Source organism: Microbacterium sp. CGR2 (assembly GCF_003626735.1).
Lineage (GTDB): Bacteria > Actinomycetota > Actinomycetes > Actinomycetales > Microbacteriaceae > Microbacterium.
In genome coordinates this window covers 2,860,569-2,883,075 of record NZ_RBHX01000001.1, presented here as the reverse complement: position 1 = coordinate 2,883,075, position 22,507 = coordinate 2,860,569, and the positions used below count along the sequence as shown (strand labels likewise).

At 63.8% G+C, this 22,507-nt stretch carries 24 protein-coding genes; 13 read left to right on the top strand and 11 right to left on the bottom strand.

From position 1 onward, the window contains the following. Both D7252_RS14550 and D7252_RS14545 read left to right on the top strand, forming a co-directional pair. Positions 1–747 (top strand): phosphotransferase family protein, encoded by a 747-nt coding sequence (locus D7252_RS14550; protein ID WP_120776037.1) that lies wholly within the window; start codon positions 1–3, stop codon positions 745–747. A 97-nt stretch (positions 748–844) separates the two neighbouring features. Continuing rightward, positions 845–1,195, top strand: coding sequence for a DHCW motif cupin fold protein (locus D7252_RS14545; protein WP_215110956.1), 351 nt, complete (start codon positions 845–847; stop codon positions 1,193–1,195). A gap of 56 nt (positions 1,196–1,251) precedes the next feature. Here D7252_RS14545 and D7252_RS14540 read toward each other — a convergent pair whose 3' ends face one another. Next, positions 1,252–1,872 (bottom strand): TetR/AcrR family transcriptional regulator, encoded by a 621-nt coding sequence (locus D7252_RS14540; protein ID WP_120776036.1) that lies wholly within the window; start codon positions 1,870–1,872, stop codon positions 1,252–1,254. A gap of 114 nt (positions 1,873–1,986) precedes the next feature. On the opposite strand from D7252_RS14540, the gene D7252_RS14535 reads away from it, so the two are divergent. Both D7252_RS14535 and D7252_RS20125 read left to right on the top strand, forming a co-directional pair. Further along, the gene (locus D7252_RS14535; protein WP_120776035.1) at positions 1,987–2,529 is read left to right on the top strand and encodes a dihydrofolate reductase family protein; all 543 of its coding nucleotides are present in this window, start codon (positions 1,987–1,989) and stop codon (positions 2,527–2,529) included. A 420-nt stretch (positions 2,530–2,949) separates the two neighbouring features. Next, positions 2,950–3,417: a peptidoglycan recognition family protein gene (locus D7252_RS20125; protein WP_183055307.1), complete on the top strand. Its 468-nt coding sequence runs from the start codon at positions 2,950–2,952 to the stop codon at positions 3,415–3,417. On the opposite strand, the gene D7252_RS14525 is transcribed toward D7252_RS20125, so the two are convergent. The 3 genes from D7252_RS14525 to D7252_RS14515 form a co-directional block, all read right to left on the bottom strand. After that, positions 3,414–4,058, bottom strand: coding sequence for a hypothetical protein (locus tag D7252_RS14525; RefSeq protein WP_147406751.1), 645 nt, complete (start codon positions 4,056–4,058; stop codon positions 3,414–3,416). The genes D7252_RS20125 and D7252_RS14525 overlap by 4 nt on opposite strands. A 351-nt stretch (positions 4,059–4,409) precedes the next feature. Further along, positions 4,410–6,098: a thiamine biosynthesis protein ThiF gene (locus D7252_RS14520; protein WP_259461108.1), complete on the bottom strand. Its 1,689-nt coding sequence runs from the start codon at positions 6,096–6,098 to the stop codon at positions 4,410–4,412. Further along, a complete protein-coding gene (locus tag D7252_RS14515) occupies positions 5,981–6,964 on the bottom strand; it encodes an SMODS domain-containing nucleotidyltransferase (RefSeq protein ID WP_120776032.1) in 984 nt (327 codons plus the stop codon). The genes D7252_RS14520 and D7252_RS14515 overlap by 118 nt, the downstream gene beginning before the upstream one ends. Positions 6,965–7,428: 464 nt before the next feature. Between D7252_RS14515 and D7252_RS14510 the strand changes: the two genes are divergently transcribed. Next, entirely contained in the window at positions 7,429–8,217 is a 789-nt protein-coding gene (locus D7252_RS14510) for an SAVED domain-containing protein (RefSeq protein ID WP_183055306.1), read from the top strand. 646 nt (positions 8,218–8,863) lie between these two features. Here the strand turns inward: D7252_RS14510 and D7252_RS14505 are convergent. Continuing rightward, positions 8,864–9,514, bottom strand: a complete 651-nt coding sequence (locus tag D7252_RS14505) for a hypothetical protein (protein WP_120776030.1) — start codon at positions 9,512–9,514, stop codon at positions 8,864–8,866. A 233-nt stretch (positions 9,515–9,747) separates the two neighbouring features. Continuing rightward, positions 9,748–10,782: a hypothetical protein gene (locus D7252_RS14495; RefSeq protein ID WP_147406750.1), complete on the bottom strand. Its 1,035-nt coding sequence runs from the start codon at positions 10,780–10,782 to the stop codon at positions 9,748–9,750. 235 nt (positions 10,783–11,017) lie between these two features. Between D7252_RS14495 and D7252_RS20240 the strand changes: the two genes are divergently transcribed. From D7252_RS20240 to D7252_RS14480, 3 genes are all read left to right on the top strand, one after another. Then, positions 11,018–11,374 carry a DUF1214 domain-containing protein gene (locus tag D7252_RS20240; protein WP_215111044.1) on the top strand — a complete coding sequence of 119 codons (357 nt, stop codon included), beginning with the start codon at positions 11,018–11,020 and terminating at the stop codon, positions 11,372–11,374. A gap of 220 nt (positions 11,375–11,594) precedes the next feature. Beyond that, on the top strand, positions 11,595–11,912 hold the full coding sequence (locus D7252_RS14485; protein ID WP_183055305.1) for a helix-turn-helix transcriptional regulator: 318 nt from the start codon (positions 11,595–11,597) through the stop codon (positions 11,910–11,912). Next, entirely contained in the window at positions 11,909–12,865 is a 957-nt protein-coding gene (locus D7252_RS14480) for a low molecular weight phosphatase family protein (protein WP_120776026.1), read from the top strand. The genes D7252_RS14485 and D7252_RS14480 overlap by 4 nt, the downstream gene beginning before the upstream one ends. Here the strand turns inward: D7252_RS14480 and D7252_RS14475 are convergent. Genes D7252_RS14475 through D7252_RS14455 form a run of 5 tightly spaced genes read right to left on the bottom strand, consistent with a single transcriptional unit; the run spans position 12,847 to position 17,272 of the window. Continuing rightward, entirely contained in the window at positions 12,847–13,533 is a 687-nt protein-coding gene (locus D7252_RS14475) for a winged helix-turn-helix domain-containing protein (protein ID WP_120776025.1), read from the bottom strand. The genes D7252_RS14480 and D7252_RS14475 overlap by 19 nt on opposite strands. After that, the gene (pstB, locus tag D7252_RS14470; RefSeq protein WP_251050734.1) at positions 13,530–14,405 is read right to left on the bottom strand and encodes a phosphate ABC transporter ATP-binding protein PstB; all 876 of its coding nucleotides are present in this window, start codon (positions 14,403–14,405) and stop codon (positions 13,530–13,532) included. Before pstB ends, D7252_RS14475 begins: the two co-directional genes overlap by 4 nt. 4 nt (positions 14,406–14,409) lie before the next feature. Then, the gene (gene pstA / locus D7252_RS14465; RefSeq protein WP_120776024.1) at positions 14,410–15,327 is read right to left on the bottom strand and encodes a phosphate ABC transporter permease PstA; all 918 of its coding nucleotides are present in this window, start codon (positions 15,325–15,327) and stop codon (positions 14,410–14,412) included. Then, on the bottom strand, positions 15,327–16,283 hold the full coding sequence (pstC, locus tag D7252_RS14460; RefSeq protein WP_120776023.1) for a phosphate ABC transporter permease subunit PstC: 957 nt from the start codon (positions 16,281–16,283) through the stop codon (positions 15,327–15,329). The genes pstA and pstC overlap by 1 nt, the downstream gene beginning before the upstream one ends. Positions 16,284–16,309: 26 nt before the next feature. Further along, on the bottom strand, positions 16,310–17,272 hold the full coding sequence (locus tag D7252_RS14455) for a PstS family phosphate ABC transporter substrate-binding protein (RefSeq protein ID WP_259461107.1): 963 nt from the start codon (positions 17,270–17,272) through the stop codon (positions 16,310–16,312). Between the two features lie 250 nt (positions 17,273–17,522). On the opposite strand from D7252_RS14455, the gene D7252_RS14450 reads away from it, so the two are divergent. The 5 genes from D7252_RS14450 (at position 17,523) to D7252_RS14430 (ending at position 22,507) form a co-directional block, all read left to right on the top strand. Beyond that, positions 17,523–18,908: an FAD-dependent oxidoreductase gene (locus D7252_RS14450; RefSeq protein WP_120776021.1), complete on the top strand. Its 1,386-nt coding sequence runs from the start codon at positions 17,523–17,525 to the stop codon at positions 18,906–18,908. 38 nt (positions 18,909–18,946) lie between these two features. After that, on the top strand, positions 18,947–19,342 hold the full coding sequence (locus tag D7252_RS14445; protein ID WP_120776990.1) for a low molecular weight phosphatase family protein: 396 nt from the start codon (positions 18,947–18,949) through the stop codon (positions 19,340–19,342). Positions 19,343–19,446: 104 nt separating this feature from the next. After that, positions 19,447–20,424 (top strand): thioredoxin-disulfide reductase, encoded by a 978-nt coding sequence (trxB, locus tag D7252_RS14440; RefSeq protein ID WP_120776020.1) that lies wholly within the window; start codon positions 19,447–19,449, stop codon positions 20,422–20,424. Continuing rightward, positions 20,421–21,512 (top strand): ACR3 family arsenite efflux transporter, encoded by a 1,092-nt coding sequence (gene arsB, locus D7252_RS14435; RefSeq protein WP_120776019.1) that lies wholly within the window; start codon positions 20,421–20,423, stop codon positions 21,510–21,512. Before trxB ends, arsB begins: the two co-directional genes overlap by 4 nt. A 2-nt stretch (positions 21,513–21,514) precedes the next feature. Beyond that, on the top strand, positions 21,515–22,507 hold the full coding sequence (locus tag D7252_RS14430; protein ID WP_120776018.1) for a metalloregulator ArsR/SmtB family transcription factor: 993 nt from the start codon (positions 21,515–21,517) through the stop codon (positions 22,505–22,507).

The window sequence follows — 22,507 nt, the reverse complement described above, 5'->3', positions numbered from 1 at the left end:
ATGGACTCGGTTGAAGTCGTCGTCGCGCACGCCCAGAGAGCGACACTGCGCGTCGGCGAGGTTTTCCTCAAGGTGGACGGTGACCTCGGGCATGCGGAAGTCGAGGTGCAGGCCATGGCCCTGTCGCCGATACCGACTCCGGCGATCCTGTGGCACGAACCGCCGGTGCTGGCGATAGCCGCCGTGTCCGGGAGGGCACTCGGCACCCTGGGGCAGCCGTCTCTCGCATCTCCCGCGGCGTGGGCTGCGGCGGGAGCAGCGATCCGCACGCTCCACGAAGCACCGCTGCCGCCCTGGCAGGGTCGGACGGTCGAAGACCTGTCAGCTGAGCTCGACGCCGAGTGCGCATGGCTGATCGCGAACGAGGCTTTGCCTGCTGACGTGATCCACCGAAACCGCGAGATCGCGGAGGGTGCGCTTCGTCGGTGGGAGCCGGTGTTCACACATGGCGACCTGCAGATCACTCACGTGTTCGTCGACGGCGACAAGGTCACCGGCGTCATCGATTGGTCTGAGGCCGCACCCGGTGACGCCATGTTCGATCTGGCCACAGTGACACTCGGGCACGAAGACCGTCTGGATGACCTGCTCGTCGGATACGGGGGCGACGTTGATCGCGACGTGATCCGGGCCTGGTGGTCACTGCGCAGCCTGACTGCGTCGCGCTGGCTGATCCAACATGGTTTCGACCCGGACACTCCAGGAGCGGAATTCGACGTGCTCAGATCTCGGATGCGGACGCCCTGACCCACGTCTCTCCACGCAGTGCGGGCCAGCCGCGGTCGCAGGCGCTTCACGTGCCGGATAGGATCACGACGGCGACGCACACACGACAGGGGAGAGCGTGAAGGACGAGCAGATGGACATCGTGGCTGCGGGGCACGCGTTCTCCACGACCGACTGGAGCGCAGTGGCGCCGACAGTCCACAGGGGAGAGTCCGGAGAGGCGCTATGGCGAACGAAGACCATCGGTGCCTTGCGGCTTCGGATGGTGGAGTACACGCCCGGATACGTGGCTGACCATTGGTGCTCCCGCGGGCACGTCCTCCTCGTCCTGAAAGGCGAGTTGCTCACCGAGTTGGATGACGGTCGCGTCGTCACGCTGAACGCTGGCGAGAGCTACGAAGTGGCCAACAATCAGGAGGCCCATCGGTCGTCGACCGCCACCGGAGCAACCCTTTTCATCGTCGACTGAGCGAGGGGCCTCTCGACGGGCCCATCACCGTTCAGAGCCGCCGCTTCATGGCCCGGCTATCCCGCGTAGCGCGCGGCGATGGTCTTGGCAGCCTCGTCGACGGTGTGACGGATCTGTTCGTCCGTGAGGGACCACCCGACGTGAACGAGACGCGGCCAGAAGACCACCGTCGCGATCATGCCGAGAAACTGTGCCGACGCGACGTCCGGATCCTCCACGTTCGCGTCGCCTCGGGAGTTCGCCACGTCGAGGAAATCTCTGAGGGCGCGCAGCACGGCGAGGGTCCCGAAGTTGAAAGTCTGTTCGCGCAACTCCGGGAACCGCGCCGACTCGGTGATCACCGCACGAATAAGATCTGTCATCCGAGGACGCCCCAGCACCTCGGCGTACGCCATGCCGAGGCTCACCAGGCCGGCATGGAAGTCCGACGATGACGGAATCATCACTTCGGGGTCAGTCGTATCTCCGGCTCCGAGGACCATCGCTTCGAAGAGCTCCGCCTTCGTGGGGAACTGCTTGAACAACGTGGCCTTCGACACTCCGGCATTGTCGGCGACCTTGGCGAGGGATGTCCGTTCGTATCCCAGTTCGAGGAAGAGCGCGGTGGCGGCGTCGAGAATCGCGGCCCGGTTATCGGTCGCGATCCGGCGGTGGTACTCAGACAGTTCGCGAGGCATGACTCCAGTATGCCTCAATGGTGAGTCACTTGACTCACGACGCCCGATGGGTTAGCTTCAAAGAGAGGTGAGACGATTGACTCACCTCCTGATTCGGGGTCATAGGAGGCCGCAATGTCGAAGGTGTTGATTCATGCCACCGTCTCTTTGGATGGCTTCATGGCCGACGAGAACGGGGGAGTGGACTGGATGAACGACGTCTCGGCCGTTCCGGAAGACGAAGACCTCGTGGCGGGCGTCGTCGAAAGCCTCGGCGCGGTGGTCGGCGGTGCGAACAAGACGCAGACCATCGAAGAAGGGGAGATCCCCTACGGCGGCATCCTCGGAGCACCGGTCTTCCTCATGACACACAGCCCACACGAACCCGTCGAGAGGGATGGCACCACTTACCACTTCGTCGTCGATGACGTGGCCGAAGCCGTGACGGCAGCCAAGCGGGTGGCAGGGGATAAGTGGGTCAGCGTGCTGGGTGGCAGCGTCTCCAGGCAATGCCTGGAGAAGGGCCTCATCGACGAGATCGTGTTGCATGTCGTGCCGATACTTCTGGGAAGCGGAATATCACTCTTCACGGGACTCAGCGAGCACATCACACTGGAGCGCGTTCACACTTCGGCGTTCGCCAGCGAGGTCCATCTGCGATACCGCGTGCTCGCGTAATGCAGCGTCTGGCGCCTCCGACCTAGGGAGCTCTGCGGAGAAGCATCGTCGGGGCGCCGCATGAGCTCCGGCAGTCTCAACGGGTCCGACTTGGTCGAGCGCGTGTTGAATAGGCAGATGCAGCAACGCCACGAGACCGATTCCGACGTGCCTCCTCCGGGGCACACGCGCCGACGCTTTCTGATCGCGGGGGGCGCCGGCGTCGCTGTGACCGCGGCGGGGATCTGGCTCGCTGCGACGGCCGAACCCTCAGACACCGCCACCAGCCCGGTGGACCCGGACAATCCGATGGGTCTGACCCGGTACGAGCCCGTTTATCCCCGCGCGTCGCGAGGCCTTGAGGTGCCTCTGGGATTTGAAGATTGCGCGAGCCCGACCACTCGGGCAAGCCGTGACACGGCAGGAAGTGACCGCCACACGGTGACGCCGGTCATTGATCGGTTCATCATCCACCACACCGGTACGACCAATGACCAACTGGACTTCCTCTCGCGCTGCAACAAGCGTTCTTCTGCGCCCACGTTCTACCTGCGGCACAACGGGTCGGTCTTCGAATTGATTCGCCCTGGCGCGAAGCCTTCCGCAACGGGAGCGGAGTGGAACTGGCGGTCCCTGGCGGTGGAGACCTTGAACCACACCGGGGCACCTGAGTACACAGTGACGGCGGCCCAGCTCGAAGAGCTCTCGCAGATGATCGCGTGGCTCGCGACCTTCGACGGCAAGACCCTCGACGGTGTACCGGTGTCCTTCAGCATCGACCGAAAGCATGTCATCACCCACCAGGAGACGTGGTCGGGGACCGAGTGTCCGGGACCGTACCTGCAGTCTCGCCTGGACGACATAGTGGTCCGAGCGCAGCACATCTTCAGCGAGCAACTCTCCGTTTAGCCGAACTCCGCCGGTGCGTCGTCGCGAGTTGCCTTTTCTCGCATACCGAGTGCGATGCCGAGAACACCGAGGAGGGCGATGCCTACCGCTGGGCCGTACCCGGCGACGATGGCACCGGTGCTTGCCAGCGTGGTGCCGAGGGGAGCGGAGCTGAACAGGGTCAGGCCAATCGCGTAGGTGATGGGTGTGAGAACCGCCACCCACAGCGGCGCCCATCGCCACGGCGAGGGAATGACCTTCGCTCGGGCGATCTCCACGACCGTGATGACAGCAAGGATGGCCATGATTCCGTGGTACGTGAACGCGATGAACGCCCCGACGTCTTCGGCGAGGTGTGGGTCTTCTGTGCTATCGGGGATGAAGCTGAACCAGTAAGACTGCGTCAGGGGTACGGTGACCAGGAGTATCGCCGCAGCGGTGCCGACGATGCGCCGAGCGGTGAGGCTCCCGGCGCGGCCCATGCCGACCACGAGCAGAATCATCGCGGCTGCGAAGACCCAGTCTTTGGCGGGAGCGAAGCTCGCCAGTTGCCCTCGAGCTGCGATGCCGACGGCTACGGATAGCAGCAGCAAGGCTCCGCCGGCCACCCAGGTGCGCCTTCGCGCGCGCGGACCTCGGGCGTGCGTATTTTTGGTGCTCACACGTTGACGGTAGCGCGGCGGCGGGCGAGGGTACCTTTCTTCAGGTCGAAAGACGGGCAACCGTTTTACTGGGGAGGAGCATTATCAAGTTCAGCATTATTACTCACGGGTCGCCGCGCATGGAGTCCCTGCGTCGTGTGCGGCGTTCGACCCCAAACTCTACGACCCCGCCATGTTCTGGCCCCTCCTGTGCGTCGAGGACCGCAACCCTCTTCGATTCTGAGTCGCGCACGGCCGTGCAAGTCGCTTGTCAGTCTGAACGTATCCGCGGTCAGACACCACGAGAGTGCATCCCGGGTCGAAGCAGGTCATTGCGACAGTCGCTACGCTCGGTGCGTCGTGCGCCGTACCTCAGAGTTGAGGCGCCCCAGGATCGAGTGTGGCGAAGACAGACGCTCGAGTCTGCGGTGAAGTCACATGAGGAAGTGTGAAGAGATGGACGCCTGCCGAGGGAGACAGGAGCTGCTGTCCCAGAAGCGAGACCATCACTCCCGCCGCCGCTGCGAGGTCTGCGGCAGAGCCATGAAAAGTGGGAACCGAGCAGCCGCGCGTGGGAACCAGCAGATCGTGGGTGCCGGGTGACCACAGAGGGTGGTAGTCCTCGAGCGACGGATCGTCTCGCACCTTGATCCCAAGATGTTCGTCTAGCTCTATCAGGGGGAGCGGGCACGCCGCTGGCCTGACGAGAACCATTCCGACCGACGCCGTTCGCGGATCCACCGCCACTTGTGCGGTGGTTGTCGCGGGAGCGGCGGAGGAAAGAGCTTGGCCGAGTGCCAGACTCACACTTGCATCGATGATTAGGTCGAACTCGGCGAAGTCAAGTGTGCCAGAGTCGTCGAGCACCTCTATGATCACGGCGTCATTGATCGCTCCGAGGCGAGAAGCCAACGCAGCCTCTTTGGTCGTGCCGATGTCGTCTTCGGTGTAGTTCTGGCGCACCAAGAGTCCGCCAGTTATTGCAGCTGGATCTGAGATTACGATTCTTCTCGCTCCGGCGCGAGCGATGAACTCAGCGATCCACCAGTCGATCCGAGCGTTGGGGACATCCCTGCCGGCCCGAAGCTCATCCGCTGTTTCTGCTGCCAGCGACCCGATAAGTACGTGCGGAGCGCCTCCGGCGGGGTGGGGGACTCGCAAAACGAATGGCTGCGGCGAACCTGCAGTATTGCGCTTCGAGGCTGCGGCGAAAACGATGCCGAGTGAATCTTTTCGCGAGGGGAGGCCGACGTCTGGGCGTCCGCCGCGACCGAGATCTGGGTCATCCAGAATCATTGCAAGTTCTTCAAGTGTGGTGCCGGCCCCGAGCGGCAGGGGCGAGCTTGACGCGATGATCGGCACTCGTATACCGCCCTTGTGCTCGCTCAACGAGAGGTCGAAGCGAAGATCACCTCGGGGCACGAGAGCGGCGCGTGCAACTCCGTCCTCGAGGTCGTCACGAATCACGACGGTAGGGGTGGAGTTGGTCGTGTGATCAGTGCCCCCGACGGCGTGAAACAGCGCCGTATGGGGATCGAATTTCCCGCCGGCCGCAGACTCGAACCAGCCCCATAGCCGATTAAGGAAGCCCGCCGCGCCGTTCTGCGGGTTCCACTCGCGACTCGCGTCAAGGTAGATGCAGAGCACTAGACCGCCGAGAACGTGGGGGTATCCGACGAAGCGTCGATGGGTCACACGAACCGACGGTGGCCGGTAAGAGGTCCTAGGGATCGTGACCTCGACGATCTCGGTCGGTTCCAGGACGAGTCCCCCCTCGGCATGCGGGATGTCGGCCGTACGCATCGCCAGCTGGATTGTGATCTGGCCGTCCGCTGAGGGTTTGCGCTGCTCACGAATGACGATGAGGTCGGAGTGTGCCCGCACAACGGCTTCGAGATCTGTCACGAACTCCTGCTGCCACGTCGAGCGGCCGGGCGAGCCGGTCAACCGGCGCGACCCGACAAGCTGGTCGATGCGGGCGTCGACTTCGGTTCGCCGAACGGCGTGCTCGACTCGGACGTGGATGGTGCCTTGAATCCTTCTCCGAACTGCGCCTGCCACTTTTCGACGCTGTCGTCCTTCGAGGTCGAGTCGTAGGCGGCTCGCATCTCCGCGGCGTGCGCGTGCACCCGTTCCCTGAAGTACGAGTAGGTCTCCTGCGTCCACCGGTGGTCAAAGCTGGCTCCCGACCCGGACGGGTCCATCACGACCGGTTTCGTCGGGTTCGCCCACAGGTGCTCGTCGAGGTCGCTGATGATGTGGACAAGCGAGGTCGGAACGTTCTTGTAATACCCCGCGTCGCCGAAGGTGCGGTAGGCCTGAATCTGTTCTCCGAGGAGAGTCGTGAGAATGACGGACCGTGTTCCGGTGAACGACCCCCGGTGGTCGCGCAGGAACTTCATCAGACGGATCACTCTGCGGAGGTTGCCTCCTGTGATCTCATCTTTCTCTTTCATCCATCGCGTGAAGCCTTCGGGGTTCGTCGCTTCCCACTGGTCATCCCTGAAGTTCGCCACGTACTCATTACCTCCGCGAGAGATCGCGGGAACGATGTCGATGTGGCAGGAGTTCGCATACACAACGCGGACACATCTGTTCTTGCGATTCACCGTCATCTTCCCGTAGACGGGGCTCCGCAAGAGAGCGGATTTCACATTGGTCAGGAAGTCTTGGGGCGACCACTCTGCGTCATCCTCCAGGTAGAGCATGAAGTCTGCATCGAACTCGTTCTCGCCGACCGGGCTGATGATCGTCCGGTGGGCCCATGAGCCCTGCTTACTCATCCCCAGCACGCGTGTCCCTAGCTCACTGTCGTTTCGAAGAGCGGAGTAGATCTTAGACACGCGGTCGTCCAATGTGTCGAGACGAAACTGGCTCAAGTTGACGGTGTCTCGGAGCAACACTCCGAAGTGATCTTCAAGTTGCATTGGGGTCCCCTTCCCATTTGACATCGTCCCCAGACGATGGATGAACTACAACGGTGTAGTTCATATGATAATGAGGACCACCGACATTGGGGCTGGGGGAGCGCATGCCACGACGGAATACTCAGGTCGCGCGGGTCGACATCCCGGACTCCGTGATACGCGAAATATGGGTCCGCGCAGCGGGACGCTGCGTATTGTGCTCCGCGTACCTGCTCGGCGGCGGGCGCTCCTACTTTCATCACACCGCTCACGGCGAGGTAGCCCACAACGTCGGAGCGACCACCGGCAAGAATTCCCCTCGGGGTGCGTCACCGCTGACACCCGACGAACGGGCGTTGCCTGAGAATCTGCTCCTGCTCTGCCACCAGTGCCACCGTATGGTGGACGCGGAAGGTGCGGACAAGGTCTACAACCAGGACTATCTTCGACGGCACAAACGCACCCACGAAGATCGGGTTCGCCGCGTGACCGATTTCGCTACGGTCACAGAGACCGCGGTCGTACGCGTCACCAGCCGAGTGCGGAACACGCTGTCGCCAGCAACCGACCGTCAGATCGGAGCGGCCCTGCACCTCGAGGACCTCAGTCCAGCGGGTGAGCATCCGCGCGACGCCGAGTTCGTCGTGACCATAGATGCCAACGACTCAGATCCCTGGGTATGGACAGAGGGGACGCAGAAGATCGAAAAGCAGATAGCCGACCTTCGGGACTCGCCCTATGACACGGTCGCGGTGTTCGCGATGGCACCCGTCCCGCTACTCGTCTTCCTCGGGTCCAAGCTCGACGACAAGGCGGACATCCGCGTCTTTCCTCGATTCCGTGACGCAGAGGACCTCGCCTGCTGTTGGCGCAACGAACCAGAGACTCCTTCAGCCTTCGAGGTGGCATCCAGCGGAGCGAGCCCGACAGCAACTGACATCGTGATCACGGTCAGCGTGTCAGGGGTTGTCGAAGTGGAGCGAGGACCGGCAGGCCTCACCGACATGCCCCGCGTCTCTCTTGTCGCAGAACATCCGAGCCCAGACGCGATACAGACCAAGGCTGATCTTGCATCCTTCGCTAAAGCATGGCGTTCCGCGCTCGCTCAGGTCGAGATCAACTTTCCCCGCTGCGAACGGATGCACCTCCTGGCCGCTGTTCCCATCGCTGCAGCAATCGCCTGTGGCCAACATCACATGCGAGACGCCCAACCGCCGCTGATCGTCTATCAACGAGCTGACGAGGCCTACACCGAAGCCATCACCGTGCGCTGAAGCGTTCACCGCGTCTCCCGCGGACGCACGACAACGCCGGGACTGTTGCCCTGCCTCCAGCCCTCGCAAGGCAGCGGGAACCGTCCGCGCCCGCTCAAGACTTCCAAGCCCACGCGTCGTGAGAGGCGTGGCGGAGCACGTCGCACAATCGCCCTTCGTAGAGCAATTGAATGTTGCGGGGCGGATCCTCATCCGGCAGTCCGCTGTTCAGCCACTGTGCCCACGTCCATGAGTCAGCGGTTCCCGTCTGCAGCACGCGGAGGGCCTCCGTCAGCCCCGCTACCACTTGCCCATCCGGAAGCTGGAACGAGGGACGACCAGGATGTCGTTGTCCGTGCGCAGCATCATGAGACGCAGCTGATTCCCGGCTTCGACGACTTCATCCTCGCTCCATCCGAGGCCCCTGCCCAGACTCGTCGCCGTGTGGCACGGGCCGACGATCTTGGCCCATGGGTTTCCTACTAGCGGTGAGTCAGGCTTGATGCTGGGTCTGGGGCGACCCGTTCTCTCTGTCCGAGGATTGACGATACCCGGGTAGGTGCGTCCGATCTCAGCTTCTCCGAATGAGCGCGCCAGCCGAATCGAGAACGTTGACGTGTCGCAGGCGGTGACGAAAAGATGAGGGGGCGTCGCGCGACCGTAAGCGCTACGGACCGACCGACCCCATGTTGAAGCTCTTGTCATGTTCCTTCGGAGTGCCGAGCTCAGTTCGCCACAGGATACGGTCGCGGTTGAAGTGATAATTCATTGCAGGCATCGCAAAACTCGGGACGTTGATTCCACCGAGAATTCCGCCTGACCGTCGGGGTTGGCGGCGCTCCTCTTCCGCACGTTTTTCTGCGTCCCACGCCGCCTTGGCGTTCGGCATCTCGAGCAGGACCGTCTCGCCACCCTCGACAACCTCAAGGTTCGCTTCCTCGACCTCGTCGTCGATAGTGATCTGAATCCAGACCCTATGAGCCGCCTGCTTTCCCTCGTTGCGAACCGCGTACACGCCGGGTGCCCGCCAGCTGCAGTCCCAGGTAACGTCGTGTTGTTCCGTCGCTCGCACATCGCTCAGGCGGGCAAGATCGTTCGCTTCCCGAGCGATGGTGTTGGCTTCGGAAGACAGCGCGTTCGCGTTGACAGCGATGATGTTCGAATCTTTGGCGATTAGGTTGGCTCCGGCGGCGGATTCCCTGGCCTTGCGCGCGTGATTCAAACTAACCAGGCCCACGACAAAACCCGTCAGGCCGAACAGCGCCGCCACGATGACGCCAGCGACCGTCGCTGCAGCTACAACGTCGTCCGGCGTCATTCGAATATCCGCGACTCGGAGTAGGTCAGATCGCGACGGTGGCCGCTGGGACAGACCCACTCGTCGAAGGCGAAAGGGATCGGCGTCGGCCGCTCCTTTTGAGGCAGTGGAGTCCACCGCTCGCGAGGCTTAACCGCGTGCGCCATCGTCTCGCCGCAGATGCTGCAATCGACCGTAATCATGAGTTGCGCCCTCCCGATCCCAAGCTACCGAACAGCTCCGACAGTCCGTTTCTAGCCTTCAACGACGACCCCTTTGACTTTGTTGTCGTAGTCGAGTTCCATGGGGATGAACTGGCCGTGGAAGAACAGGCCAGACCTTCGCGGGGGAGTGGTGCCGTCCGGCGGCAGAGTCACAGCCGACCGGTACCCGAGCGGTCGACCGCCTATCACGTGTTCCGGAAGCCGTCCTATGACGAGGGTCGGGTACGGCGCGACGCCGTCCGGCATGTCCTCGCCGAAGTGCCGACGCGCCCGAACGTGGAACATCGCGGCGTAGACGTTGGCGATCATCCACGCCTCTGCGAGCACCACCGGGACGTCCACGCGCAGCGAGATTGCCTCGACCCCGTGCTTGGGCTTCACGTGCGGGCGGCTGAGGTAGGTCAGCATGGGACGGTCGAAAATGGGCACGGACCTCCCCGCACCGAATGCGCTTTCGGGAATCTGACCGAGATCGTCCGGCGGAGTGGTGATGAGTTCGATACGAACGTCTCCACGAGCGCTCACGGCGAGGCCGTGCTTCACCTTGTTATGGGCCGCGTTAACCGACAGCTCGTCATCAGTGAGGAGTGCACTTGCGTGGTTCATCCACGCCAGGGCGGTATCTGCTGCCGCGGCAGCCTTCTCGTCTACAGGAGTGCCCGGCGTGAAGAGGGTGCGGAGGAATAGTTTGTCGTCGGCTTCCAGCGCAGCGACCGTAGTTCGGACGACATCGACGAGCGCCGTCGGGCTGTCGGCAACGGCTAGCCAGGCACAGGCGGCGTCGCCGGCGCGCGGCGACGCCGCACAGACGGCATAGAGGAAGCGCATCAAAGCTTCCGCGGCCTGATGACGGAGACTGAGAGCTTCGACGGCAATCTGTACTCGACGGTCCTGCTCGTTGAACGCGAGCAAAGTGTCACTGTCAGTGAGACTAAGAGCAGCAAAGAAGTCTGGGTGATCTGCCGCTATCGGCGTAGTCGCATTGCGCTCTGCGGCGAGTAGCGACGAGATCCGGGACGCGAAGTATGCCGACGGCTGCGAAAGGAAGAACTCGTTGTCGAGCACCCTGGCATGTCCCTCGCTCAGGTGGACGCTCTCTGCGCTCAGGTGAAGGTGCATGGTTTCCTTTCGAATCGTCAGGCACAGTCTGCCCGACCGCAGCAAGTGCCTTCAGCGTCGGAACGATCAACACGGACGAGTGGAGGATCGCCGACCGCGACGACGCCTACCTCGACCGTGCTGCAGCCGCCCGCAACGCGCTCTGGGGCAACCACGCCTATGAGGCGGTGTATCCGCAGGTATACGTGGACGACCAACGAGAACAGCTCAACGCAGCAACCGATACGAAATCACCTTCACCGAGCTGCCGCCCGTAGATGCCGTCTGGTCCATGACGATGTACTCCATGCCGGAGTACTACCTCGTCGAGAACCCCATCGAGCGCTACTCCATCGGCGACAGGACTGCGGGAACCCGATACGCGCACGACGGCTCGCTCACCATCTATCTGCAACACGACGAGCCCAGCGAACCAGAGCGCAAGGCCAACTGGCTTCCCACACCAGCCGGCGACTTCAGGCCTATGATTCGCATCTACCAACCACGAGAGGCCGTCCTGGACGGCACCTACACGCTCTCACCGGTGCGGCGGATCTGATCTCAGGTGGGACGTGCTCCGCGACGTCCCGAAGGGGTTCACATGCGTGCCGTGTGGGCTTGCGTTCACTCCGAACGTCGATGCCCGCGCATAGACTCTCGTTCTCGGCCGGACGAAGAAATTCGCCGACATGGGGAACCCAGGTTTGACGTCCAGCGCCATATCGGACGTCTTTGAGCTACTTCAGAATAGTGGCTTTGCCGTTGCGTAAACTGTGACGGTGTCGAGTCAGCCTGCGTCCAAGCCTCCGGTCGGAGGGGCGCTCAATCGTGGTGCCGCCGAAGAGCTGGCGCGGACGTTGAGGGCGGTAGCTGATCCGACACGTCTCCAAATTTTGAGTATTGTGCTGGGTTCGGCTGATGAGCGGGCGACGGTAGGTCAACTAGCGGAGGCGCTGGGGTTGCGTCAGCCGACGGTGACCCATCACGTCCGCATTCTGTTGGACGACGGGTTCCTCGCACGTGAGCAGGACGGCAAGCTCGGCTGGCTCTCCGTGCACCCACAGCGCCGCAGCGCCGTCGAGGATTTTCTGCGGTGAGCGAGGAATCGCAGCACCGAGTAGGAAGCCCTCTCGGCGAGCAGGCTGCCCGGGAGCGCGCGGGTCAAGTGTCAGTTCTCGGCAACCCCGACACGCTCCGTGTTCTCAGCGCGCTTGCATCCGGTATCAAAGCGCCGGAGATAGCGGTTGTGCTGAATGCCGATCTCTCGGTCGTCGAGCAAGCGATTCACTCGCTGGCGCTCGTTGATCTCATCCGCAGCGACGACGATGTCTGGGTGCCGACCGTCGATGCCTGGGTCCGTTTCGGGAGACTGCTGTCAAGTGAGTCGATTGAGCCGACAACCCCCGAGGCTCCCGTCACGGCTCTCCCACACGCTGTGGCCACCGTCGTTGACGACCTCTCTTACAGATTCAGTTCGACCTTCAGCCGCGAGACAGTGGCCGGTTATGTCGCCCAAAGCTACCTGTTGCTGAGCCAGCGAACGCGAGTGCGTGAGCACCTGTTGACGATGACCGCTCGGTACGCGGCCGACCGCTTGGACGCACTGGCGACTAGTCAGGGCCTGGTTCTGCGGGATACTCCTGAGGTCCTGTTCGTGTGTGTTCAGAACGCGGGGCGGTCGCAGATGGCTGGAGCCCTGCTCCGTCATCTTTCAGGCGGACGGGTGCACGTGCGTACGGCAGGTTCCTCCCCGGCGGAGGGTGCCCACCCTCGTGTTGCCGCTGCGCTCGAAGAAGTGGGCGTGGAGCTCTGGGGCGAGTTCCCGAAGCCGCTGACCGATGAAGTGGTGCGCGCCGCCGACTACGTCATCACGATGGGGTGCGGGGATGCGTGCCCCGTCTTCCCTGGGCGCCGGTACATGGAATGGGACCTGCCAGATCCGTTGGAACTCGACGAAGAAGGTCTGCGCGGGGTTCGGGACGATATTCGTGCCCGGGTCGTACAGCTCCTGGTGGAGCTCAAAGTAGAGCTTCAGGACGCGAGTCGGTAGCCGGCTACTCGCACCGTCTCAATGAGGGCTTGTGCGGGGGCGAAAGTGGCCAGGCGCGCGCGCAGCTTCGTCATGGCGACGCGCACCGACGCCTGTGGATCTTCGAGGTCGGACCCGAACGCGAGGGCGAGTGTGTCGATGCTCACGCTCTCCGGGTAGGCGCGCACGATCTGATGCAGGAGCTCGAACTCGCGCGGGGGAAGCAGCAGCGCATGCTTCTGCCAGCGGAGGCTGCGGTGCGTGATATCAAGGGTCAATTCTCCGAATCGGAGGGTGCGGTCCTGCGGGCCTGTCCGCGGGTGCAAGCGAGTCACTTCACGCAATCGGTCGGGGGTGATGGGAAGGCGGATGGTGCCACGCAATCCCGCTCGCATCGCGGCTTCAATCGTCGATGTCTCCGTCTCTTCGGACACACCGAGGAAGATCGACCCGCCACACACCGGCTCGGCGATCTGCATGATGGCCGCCAGCCGGTCAAAGGACTCGCCGCCAGCCAGGACAAGCGAGGCTTCATAGTCGTGGGCCAAGTCAGCCAGAGCATCGACAATCTCAGCGTGAACCGTTATCGGGACGCCTGCGTGTCGGAACTCAGCGAAGCTGCCGCGAAGGATCTCCGCACTGCGCCCGTGCAGGACGAACCGAGGATCGCCGCCAGCGGGGGAACTCATCCGAATCGTCCGCTGATGTAGTCCTCCGTGCGCTGGTCCTGCGGCTGCTCGAAGATGTTCTTCGTGAGGTCGTATTCAACCAGGACTCCGGTGCGGTCTCCCGTGGTCTCGTCGGCGAGGGCGGTGAAGAATGCCGTGCGGTCGGCGACTCGTGCGGCCTGCTGCATGTTGTGGGTGACGATGATGATTGTGTAGTCCTTGCGCAGCTCGTGCATCAGGTCTTCGATCCGCGAGGTGGCGATGGGGTCGAGGGCCGAGCACGGCTCGTCCATCAGGATCACGTCGGGCTGCACCGCAATGGTGCGCGCGATGCAGAGGCGCTGCTGCTGTCCACCGGAGAGTCCGAAGGCCGACTGCTTGAGCTTGTCTTTCACCTCTCCCCAGAGGGCTGAGCGTGTCAGTGCCTCCTCGACGAGGTCGTCCATGTTGTCGACCTTCATCCCGGTGACTCGGGGGCCGTACGCGATGTTGTCGTAGATCGATTTCGGGAACGGGTTCGGCTTCTGGAACACCATGCCGATGCGTCGTCGAACCTCGATGGGGTCGACGCCCTTCGCGTAGATGTCCTCCTCTTGGAAGATGACGTTTCCTTCGACGCGGGCGCCGTCGACGAGGTCGTTCATACGGTTCAGGGAGCGCAGAAGAGTGGACTTTCCGCATCCTGAGGGACCGATGAGTGCCGTGATCTCATTGCGACCGAACTCTAGATTCACGCCGGTGACGGCGCGGAAGTCGCCGTAGTAGACGTTGACGTCTTCACAGCGGATGAGTCCGCTGGGGGTTTCGGCAACCCGTCGTGATTCTGCGGCATGGAAGTGCGTGTGCGCCGCCGGTGCGGCGTCGCCCGTAGAGGTGCTCGTGGAGGTGCTCATGGGTTTACCACCGTTTCTGGAACTTGTTGCGGATGAAGATAGCGAGGGCGTTCATCAGGATGAGCACGGCGAGCAACAGGAGGCTCGTGGCGCCGGCGAGTTCGTGGAACCCTTCCTGCGGTCGCCCGGTCCAGTTGAAGATCTGGATGGGGAGGGTGGTGTACCCGCTGAGTAGCCCGTTCGGATCGAACGTGATGTACACCAGCGCGCCGAGGACGAGCAGCGGGGCCGCTTCCCCGAGGGCGCGCGACAGAGCAAGGATGGAGCCGGTCGCGATGCCGGGAACAGAGGCGGGAAGCACTTGCCGCCAGGTCGTCTGCCACTGGGTCGCTCCCAATGCGAGCGACCCGTCGCGGATCTCGCTGGGCACGGCACGCAGTGCTTCCCTGGTGGCGATGATGATGACCGGGAGGATCAGTAGCGTCAGCGCGAGTGCTCCGCCGATGACGATGTTCTTGTTCGTCACCCCCAGCATCGACAGGAAGGCGAGGGCGAGCAGACCGTAGACGATGGACGGCACTGCCGCGAGATTCTGCACGTTGAGCTCGACGAACCTGTTGAACCAGCGCTTGCGGTCGGCGAACTCTTCCAGATGCACGGCTGCAGCGATGCCGAGTGGGAGCGTCAGTACCGCGGTGGTGCCGATTGCCCAGACGGAGCCAAGGATCGCGGGGCGTGCGCCTGCTTCTTCGGGGTCGGCGGAGGGGAAGTTCGTCACCAGATTCCAGGAGAGCTTGTTCTGTCCGGTGATGAAAATCGTGATGAGCAGGGTGACGAGCACCGCGAAGGCCACGAAGAGAGAGAACCACAGCAGCAGGAGGAAGATGAGCGCGCTGGGTCGGAGCTCGCCGTTGCGTCCAGTTGCCAGTGGCTTGGTGATGCGAAGCTCTCGCGCTTCGGGGCGTGTGGTGGTGGTGGACATCAGTAGGCCTCACGGAATCGGCGGACGAAGCGAATGCTGATGAAGTTGATGAGCAGCGTGATGAGGAACAGCAAAAGTCCGACAGCGAAGAGGGTGTTGTACTCGAGGCTTCCGACCCGCGAGTCGCCGAGCGCAGCGTTTGCGATGAATCCCGTCATCGTTTGTCCCTGTTCCAGTGGGTTGCTCACGAGCTGCGCCTGACTTCCCGCCGCGATTGCGACAATCATCGTTTCGCCGACAGCTCGTGAGATTCCGAGAACCACGGCGGCGACGATGCCGGACAGCGCGGCCGGAAAGACGACTCGGAGAGTGGTCTGCATCCGGTTGGCGCCAAGAGCAGCACTTCCCTGGCGCAGAGCGCCCGGAACGGCGGACATGGCATCCTCAGCAATCGAGGCGATTGTCGGGATAATCATGACCCCCATGACGAGGCCCGCCGCAAGCACGCTGAATGCACCGGTGGGGAGCTGGAGCCAGTCGCGCAGGACCGTGCCCTGCACGAACTGGAGTGCGAAGAACCCGTAAACCACGGTCGGGATACCCGCGAGGATCTCGAGCAGCGGCTTCAGTACCTTGCGGACCCGCGGCTTCGCATATTCCGCCAGAAGGATGGCAGCGCCGAGGCCGAAAGGAACAGCAACGAGCAGTGCGATGACCGTGGTCCACAGCGTTGCGGTAACCAGGGGGAGGACACCGAATGAGGCGTCAGCGAACCGAGGAGCCCAACGCGTGCCGAAGAGGAACTCGAACGGTGAGACTTCGGCGAAGAAGCTCAGCGACGGGACCAGGAGGGCGATGACGATGCCCACGGTCGTGATCACCGTGATCGCTGCTGCCAGCCGTAGGCCGAGCTTGATGAGGAACTCGCCAGGTCGACGGCGTCCCGCGAAGGATGAGGAGGGGGAGGGGGCCCGGCCGGTAGCCGGGCCCCCTTGCCGCTCAGCGACGGTGGTCATGAGCTGCTTTCTTTAGTCGAGCGTGTTCAGCCGAGCGACGCGAGCTCGTCCGCGGCGGTGGTGACCTGATCCTCGGTGAGCGGCACGAACAGGGCGCGCTCCGCGATGTCGAGAGAGTTCTCCACGTAGAAGTCGATGAACGACTTCACCTGAGGCTTGTCCGTGTACGAGGCGTTGTTGACGTAGACGAACAGGGGGCGGCCGAGCGGGGTGTACGTGCCGTCCTGCACGGTCTCGGTGCTCGGCATCACGCCGTCGACCGCGACAGCCTTGATGACGCCCTCGTTCTCCTCGACGTAGCTGAGGCCAAGGAAGCCGATGGCCCCGACATCGCCGGCGACACCCTGGATGGTGATGTTGTCATCCTCGGACGGGCTGTAGTCCGTGCGGATCGCGCCCTCTTCACCGTTGATGGCGTCGGTGAAGTAGTCGAAGGTGCCCGAGTCGGTGCCGGCACCGAAAAGCGTGATTGCCTGGTCGGGGAAGCTCGGGTCGACCTGGTTCCAGTTGGTGATCTCCCCCTCAGCCTCGGGGCTCCAGATCATGTTGAGCTGCTCGACCGAGAGGTCCTCGGCCCAGTCGTTCTCGGGGTTGACGACGACGGACAGACCGTCGTTGGCCGCGATGATCTCCGTGTACTCGATGCCGGCAGAGTCGCACTCGGCGATCTCCTCGTCCTTGATGGCGCGCGAGGCGTTGGAGATGTCGGTTTCGCCCGCGCAGAAGACCTTGAAGCCTCCGCCGGTGCCGGATGTTGCGACGGAGACGTTGACGCCCGCTTCTTCGTCGCGGAACAGGTCGGCTGCTGCCTCCGTGAGCGGGGCAACCGTCGAGGAGCCGTCGGTGTTTACCGAACCGCTCATGCCGCCGCCATCGCCGGAGCCGGAGGACTCGCCGCCGCTCGCCTGGCCGCCGCAGGCGCTCAGGGTGAATGCACCGACGAGGATCAATGCGGTTGAAGCGAAGATCTTTGCTGTGGTCTTTCGCACGATTGCTACTTTCATCTCAGGGTCGTGGAGTCGAGGCAGTCGATACACCGCCTCGAATAGATGCTGGTCTATCTGACTTAGTCATAGAAGGTCATCTATATGAACGCAAGGTGAACGACCGCCGAAGAGTTCGTTGCGGGTGCACCTAAAGCGACGGACCCTCTCGACGATCTGGGTCAGGATGAGTGACGGGGCCTCGCCTCGTTCCCTTCCGGCGTCGACACCGGACTCACGGCTCTGAAAGGCCTGCATGCACCTTGTAGTCATCGGCGGAAGTGACGCCGGGATATCCACGGCCCTCCGCGCGCGTGAACTCGACCCCTCCGTCGATGTCACCGTCGTCGTCGCCGACGCGTACCCGAACTTCTCTATCTGCGGCATCCCGTACTACTTCTCTCGCGAGGTGCAGCCCTGGCAGTCGCTCGCGCACCGCACGCACGCAGACCTCGAAGCGACCGGAATGCGGCTGCGTCTGAACACCCTGGCCACGAGCATCGACGTCGATGCCCGTGCGCTCACCGTTCGCGATGTCGACGGCGTCGAGTCCACCATCTCCTACGACGAGCTCATGGTCGGCACCGGCGCATCTCCCTCCGCCGCGGGAATCGACGGTCTCGACCTGCTCGGACCCGCCGACGGCGTGCACATGCTCCACTCGATGGGCGACACCTTCGCCCTCGAACGCTACCTCGACGAACACCACCCGCAGACGGCGATCATCGTCGGGGCCGGATACGTCGGCCTCGAGATGGCCGAGGCGCTGACGGTCCGCGGGCTCCACGTCACGCAGCTGCAACGCGGCGAAGAAGTGCTCTCGACCCTCGACCCGGAACTCGGCGGTCTCGTCCACGAAGAACTCAGTCGACACGGTGTCGACGTGCTCACCCGCACCCGCGTGGAAAGCATCGCACTCGACGCCGGCCGCCCCACCGTCACCGGCACGCGCGACGGGGAAGTCTTCGCTCGCAGCGCCGACGTGGTCCTGGTCGTCGTCGGGGTGCGCCCGAACACGAATCTCTTGACGGCGGCCGACGCAGAGACGGGTGCGGGCGGTGCGGTCGTCGTCGATGAGCAGATGCGCACGGGGCTGCCGCACGTCTGGGCTGCCGGGGATGGAGTGGTCACCCACCACCGCCAGCTCGGAGTGACGTACCTTCCGCTGGGCACCACGGCGCACAAGCAGGGACGAGTCGCGGGAGAGAACGCGGTCGGAGGAAACGCCCGGTTCGCCGGAAGCCTCGGAACCCAGGTCGTGAAGGTGTTCGACCTCGTGGCTGCGCGCACCGGCCTGCGCGACCACGAAGCCGCGGCTGCTGGACACTCGCCGCACAGCCACACCGCGGTCGCCGACGACCACAAGAGGTACTACCCGGGAGCCACGCCCATCAGCATCCGCGTCACCGGAGAAATGGGCAGTGGCCTGCTGCTCGGCGCACAGCTCGTTGGCACCCGCGGGGCAGAGATCTCTAAACGGGTCGATACATTCGCCACCGCCCTGCACCACGGCATGACCGTCGAGGGAATCAGCGACCTCGACCTGTCGTACACCCCGCCGCTCGGCTCGCCGTGGGACGCTGTGCAGATGGCGACCCAGGCGTGGAGCCGTGACGCTCAATCGCTTCTGCCCGCGCGCTGAGCGACCTCGCAAGGCCTCTCCGAGAAAGAATGAAGACCATGACCTCCACGCCTACCGTCCTGTTCATCTGTCAGCACAATGCAGGTCGCTCCCAACTCGGTGCTGCGCTCCTCGAGCACCTCGCCGGAGACCGCTTCAACGCCACCTCGGCGGGCTTGTCTCCCGCGGACGAAGTGAACCCGGCCGTTGCCGCCACCGTCGCGGAGTTGGGCATCGACATCTCTGGGCGCATGCCCCGTGCGGTGACCGAGCAGGATCTGGATGATGCCGACGTGGTCGTGCTGATGAAGCCCGGACTGACGCTGCCGAGCGAGCCCCGCGGCGAGGTTCTGCAGTGGTCGTTCCCGAACCCCGAATCGTGGGATGCCGAGGCTGTGCGACCTCTCCGCGAAGCGGTCGCCGCGGAGATCAGAGCGACCTTGCTCAATCGCTGATCCACCCCGGGAAGCCGGAACCCGAAGGAAGGTTCCGACCGACGCGCACCTGAGTGGCAGCATCAGGAGTTGCCTAAAATATCGATGGATGTCAATATAGACACATGTCGATTCAAGAGGTTGAGCTGGTCATCGTCGGATCCGGCCCTGCGGGGTACACCGCCGCCGTCTATGCCGCTCGTGCGGGCCTCGCGCCCATCGTCCTCGCCGGGTCCGTGACCGCCGGCGGCGCGTTGATGACGACAACCGAGGTCGAAAACTTTCCCGGTTTCGTCGACGGCGTTCAGGGGCCTGAACTCATGGAGTCGATGCGCGCGCAGGCCGAGCGCTTCGGCGCCCGCATCCTTCTCGATGACGCGGTGAGCGTCGACCTCGACGGGCCCGTCAAGATCATCGAGACCGGCGCCGGAGAGACTTTCCGTTCCAACGCTGTCATCCTCACGATGGGCTCCGCCTACCGCAAGCTCGGCATCGCCGACGAGGAGCGCCTGACCGGGCGAGGTGTCTCGTGGTGCGCCACATGTGACGGATTCTTCTTCCACGAGCAGGAGATCGTCGTCGTCGGCGGGGGAGACTCCGCGATGGAGGAAGCGCTATTCCTCACCCGCTTCGCGTCGAAGGTCACCGTCGTGCACCGCCGCGGCGAGTTCCGCGCCTCGAAGATCATGGCGCAGCGCGTGCTCGACCACCCGAAGATCGAGGTCGCCTGGAACAGCGAGGTCGCAGGCCTCGTCGGCGCTGAGAAGGTCGAGGCCGTCACGCTGCGCAACACCGTAACCGGGCTTAAGCGCGAGCTACCCGCGACAGGAGTGTTCGTCGCCATCGGCCACGATCCGCGCTCCGAACTCGTCACGGGCATCGTCGACACGGATGCTGACGGCTATGTCCTCGTCGACCACCCGTCCACGCGCACGAATCTGGCGGGAGTCTTCGCCGCGGGCGACCTCGTCGACCACACCTACCGCCAGGCCATCACCGCCGCAGGCACCGGCTGCGGCGCCGCCCAGGACGCCCAGCACTACCTTGCCGGACTCGATGAGACTGCAAGCATCCCGACCATGACCGAGGAAGTCTTCGCATGAGCACCACAACCGCACCCGTCAACGCGCCAGCAACGCGCCGGCTGTCAACCCTCGACCGATGGCTGCCGCTCTGGATCGGCCTCGCTATGGTCGGCGGCATCGTCATCGGCCGCTTCATCCCTGGCGTCTCCGACCTTCTCGCCCGCCTAGAGGTCGGCGGGATCTCCGTCCCCATCGCCCTCGGCCTGCTTGTGATGATGTACCCGGTTCTTGCGAAGGTTCGCTACGACAAGGTCGCGGCCGTCACGGGTGACAAAAAACTCCTGGTCTCCTCGCTGGTGCTGAACTGGCTCGTCGGCCCCGCGCTGATGTTCGTTCTCGCGTGGACGTTCCTGCCCGATCTTCCCGAGTACCGCACCGGGCTCATCATCGTCGGCCTCGCCCGCTGCATCGCCATGGTCGTCATCTGGAACGATCTCGCCTGTGGAGACCGCGAAGCGGCGGCCGTGCTTGTTGCCATCAACTCCGTCTTCCAGGTCTTCGCATTCTCGCTTCTCGGCTGGTTCTACCTCACGATCCTCCCCGGATGGCTCGGTCTTGACTCCCAAGGCCTCGAGATCTCCGTCGGGCAGATCGCGCTGAATGTCCTGATCTTCCTCGGCATCCCGCTTCTTGCCGGCTTCGCCTCGCGTTTCATCGGCGAACGCACCAAGGGACGCGACTGGTACGAGGACCGCTTCCTGCCGAAGATTGGTCCGTGGGCCCTCTACGGGCTGCTGCTCACCATCGTGCTTCTCTTCGCCCTGCAGGGTGAGCAGGTCACCTCGAACCCGTGGGACGTCGCGCGGATCGCGCTTCCGCTGCTGGTGTACTTCGCCGTTATGTGGTTCGTGGGGCTCTTCACCGGGAAGGCGCTCGGGCTCGGTTACGCGCGCTCGTCAACGCTGGCTTTCACCGCCGCCGGCAACAACTTTGAGCTCGCCATCGCCGTCGCAATCGGCACCTTCGGAGCGACATCAGGTCAGGCCCTCGCCGGGGTCGTCGGCCCGCTCATCGAGGTCCCTGTTCTCGTCGGACTCGTCTACGTTTCGCTCTGGGCGGCCCGACGCTGGTTCCACACCGATCCATTCACCGCTGAAAGGATATAGACATGAACGCCGTCCTCACCTCCTCGGGCGTCACCTGCAATCCCGTCGCAACCCACGCCATCGGAGCGGAAGCCGCCTCGTCCGTGGCGGCCACGCTGAAGGCGCTGTCGGATCCGCTTCGGCTGCGCATGCTGTCAGCCATCGCGTCCGACCCCCGCGGAGAGTCGTGCGTGTGCGATCTCGCCGAGCTGGCCGACGTCTCGCAGCCCACGGTGTCCCACCACCTCAAGGTCCTGAAGGATGTCGAAGTCCTCACCTCCGAGCGGCGTGGAACTTGGGTCTGGTACCGGGTGAACCCGAACCGGCGCCGGGCCGTGACCGCACTGCTTGACTCATTCGCCCCCGCGACCGTCGCGCCGTGGAGTGAAGTCACCGTCGACGACGGGCGCCGTCCCGACTTCGATGCGCGCGTGACGCATCTAGCGGACGAGCTCGCTGCGGAGGTTCCCGAACTTGATCCCAAGGTCGTGCTCACGGTTGTCCGCGAGTCCTACACAGCGCTCGCGCGGACCGCCCGTGTGACTTCTGCGCTCATCCCACTCACCGAGCGCTTCGCCCGTCAGCGCCTCGCCGACCTGACCCGTGATCGTGACACGTCAGTACCCCAAGTGCTCTTCGTCTGTGTCGCCAACGCCGGTCGCTCGCAGCTTGCCGCTGCCCTCGTCAACAAGCTCGCTGGCGGCCGAGTCGTCGCCCGCTCGGCAGGGTCCAGCCCCGCCGATGTCATTCACCCACACGTCCGCTCCGTGCTTGCCGAGATCGAAGGCGACGCAGCCGCAGAGCGCTTCCCGAAACCTCTCACCGACGACGCCGTCCGCGCGGCAGATGTCGTCATCACGATGGGCTGCGGTGATGTCTGCCCCATCATCCCGGGCGTGCGTTACGACGACTGGAGTGTCGGTGACCCCGCTCTAGCTTCACGCGAAGGCGTCGAAGCCATCCGCGACGACATCGCCGCACGTGTGAACGTGCTTGTCGACGACCTTCTTCCCTGA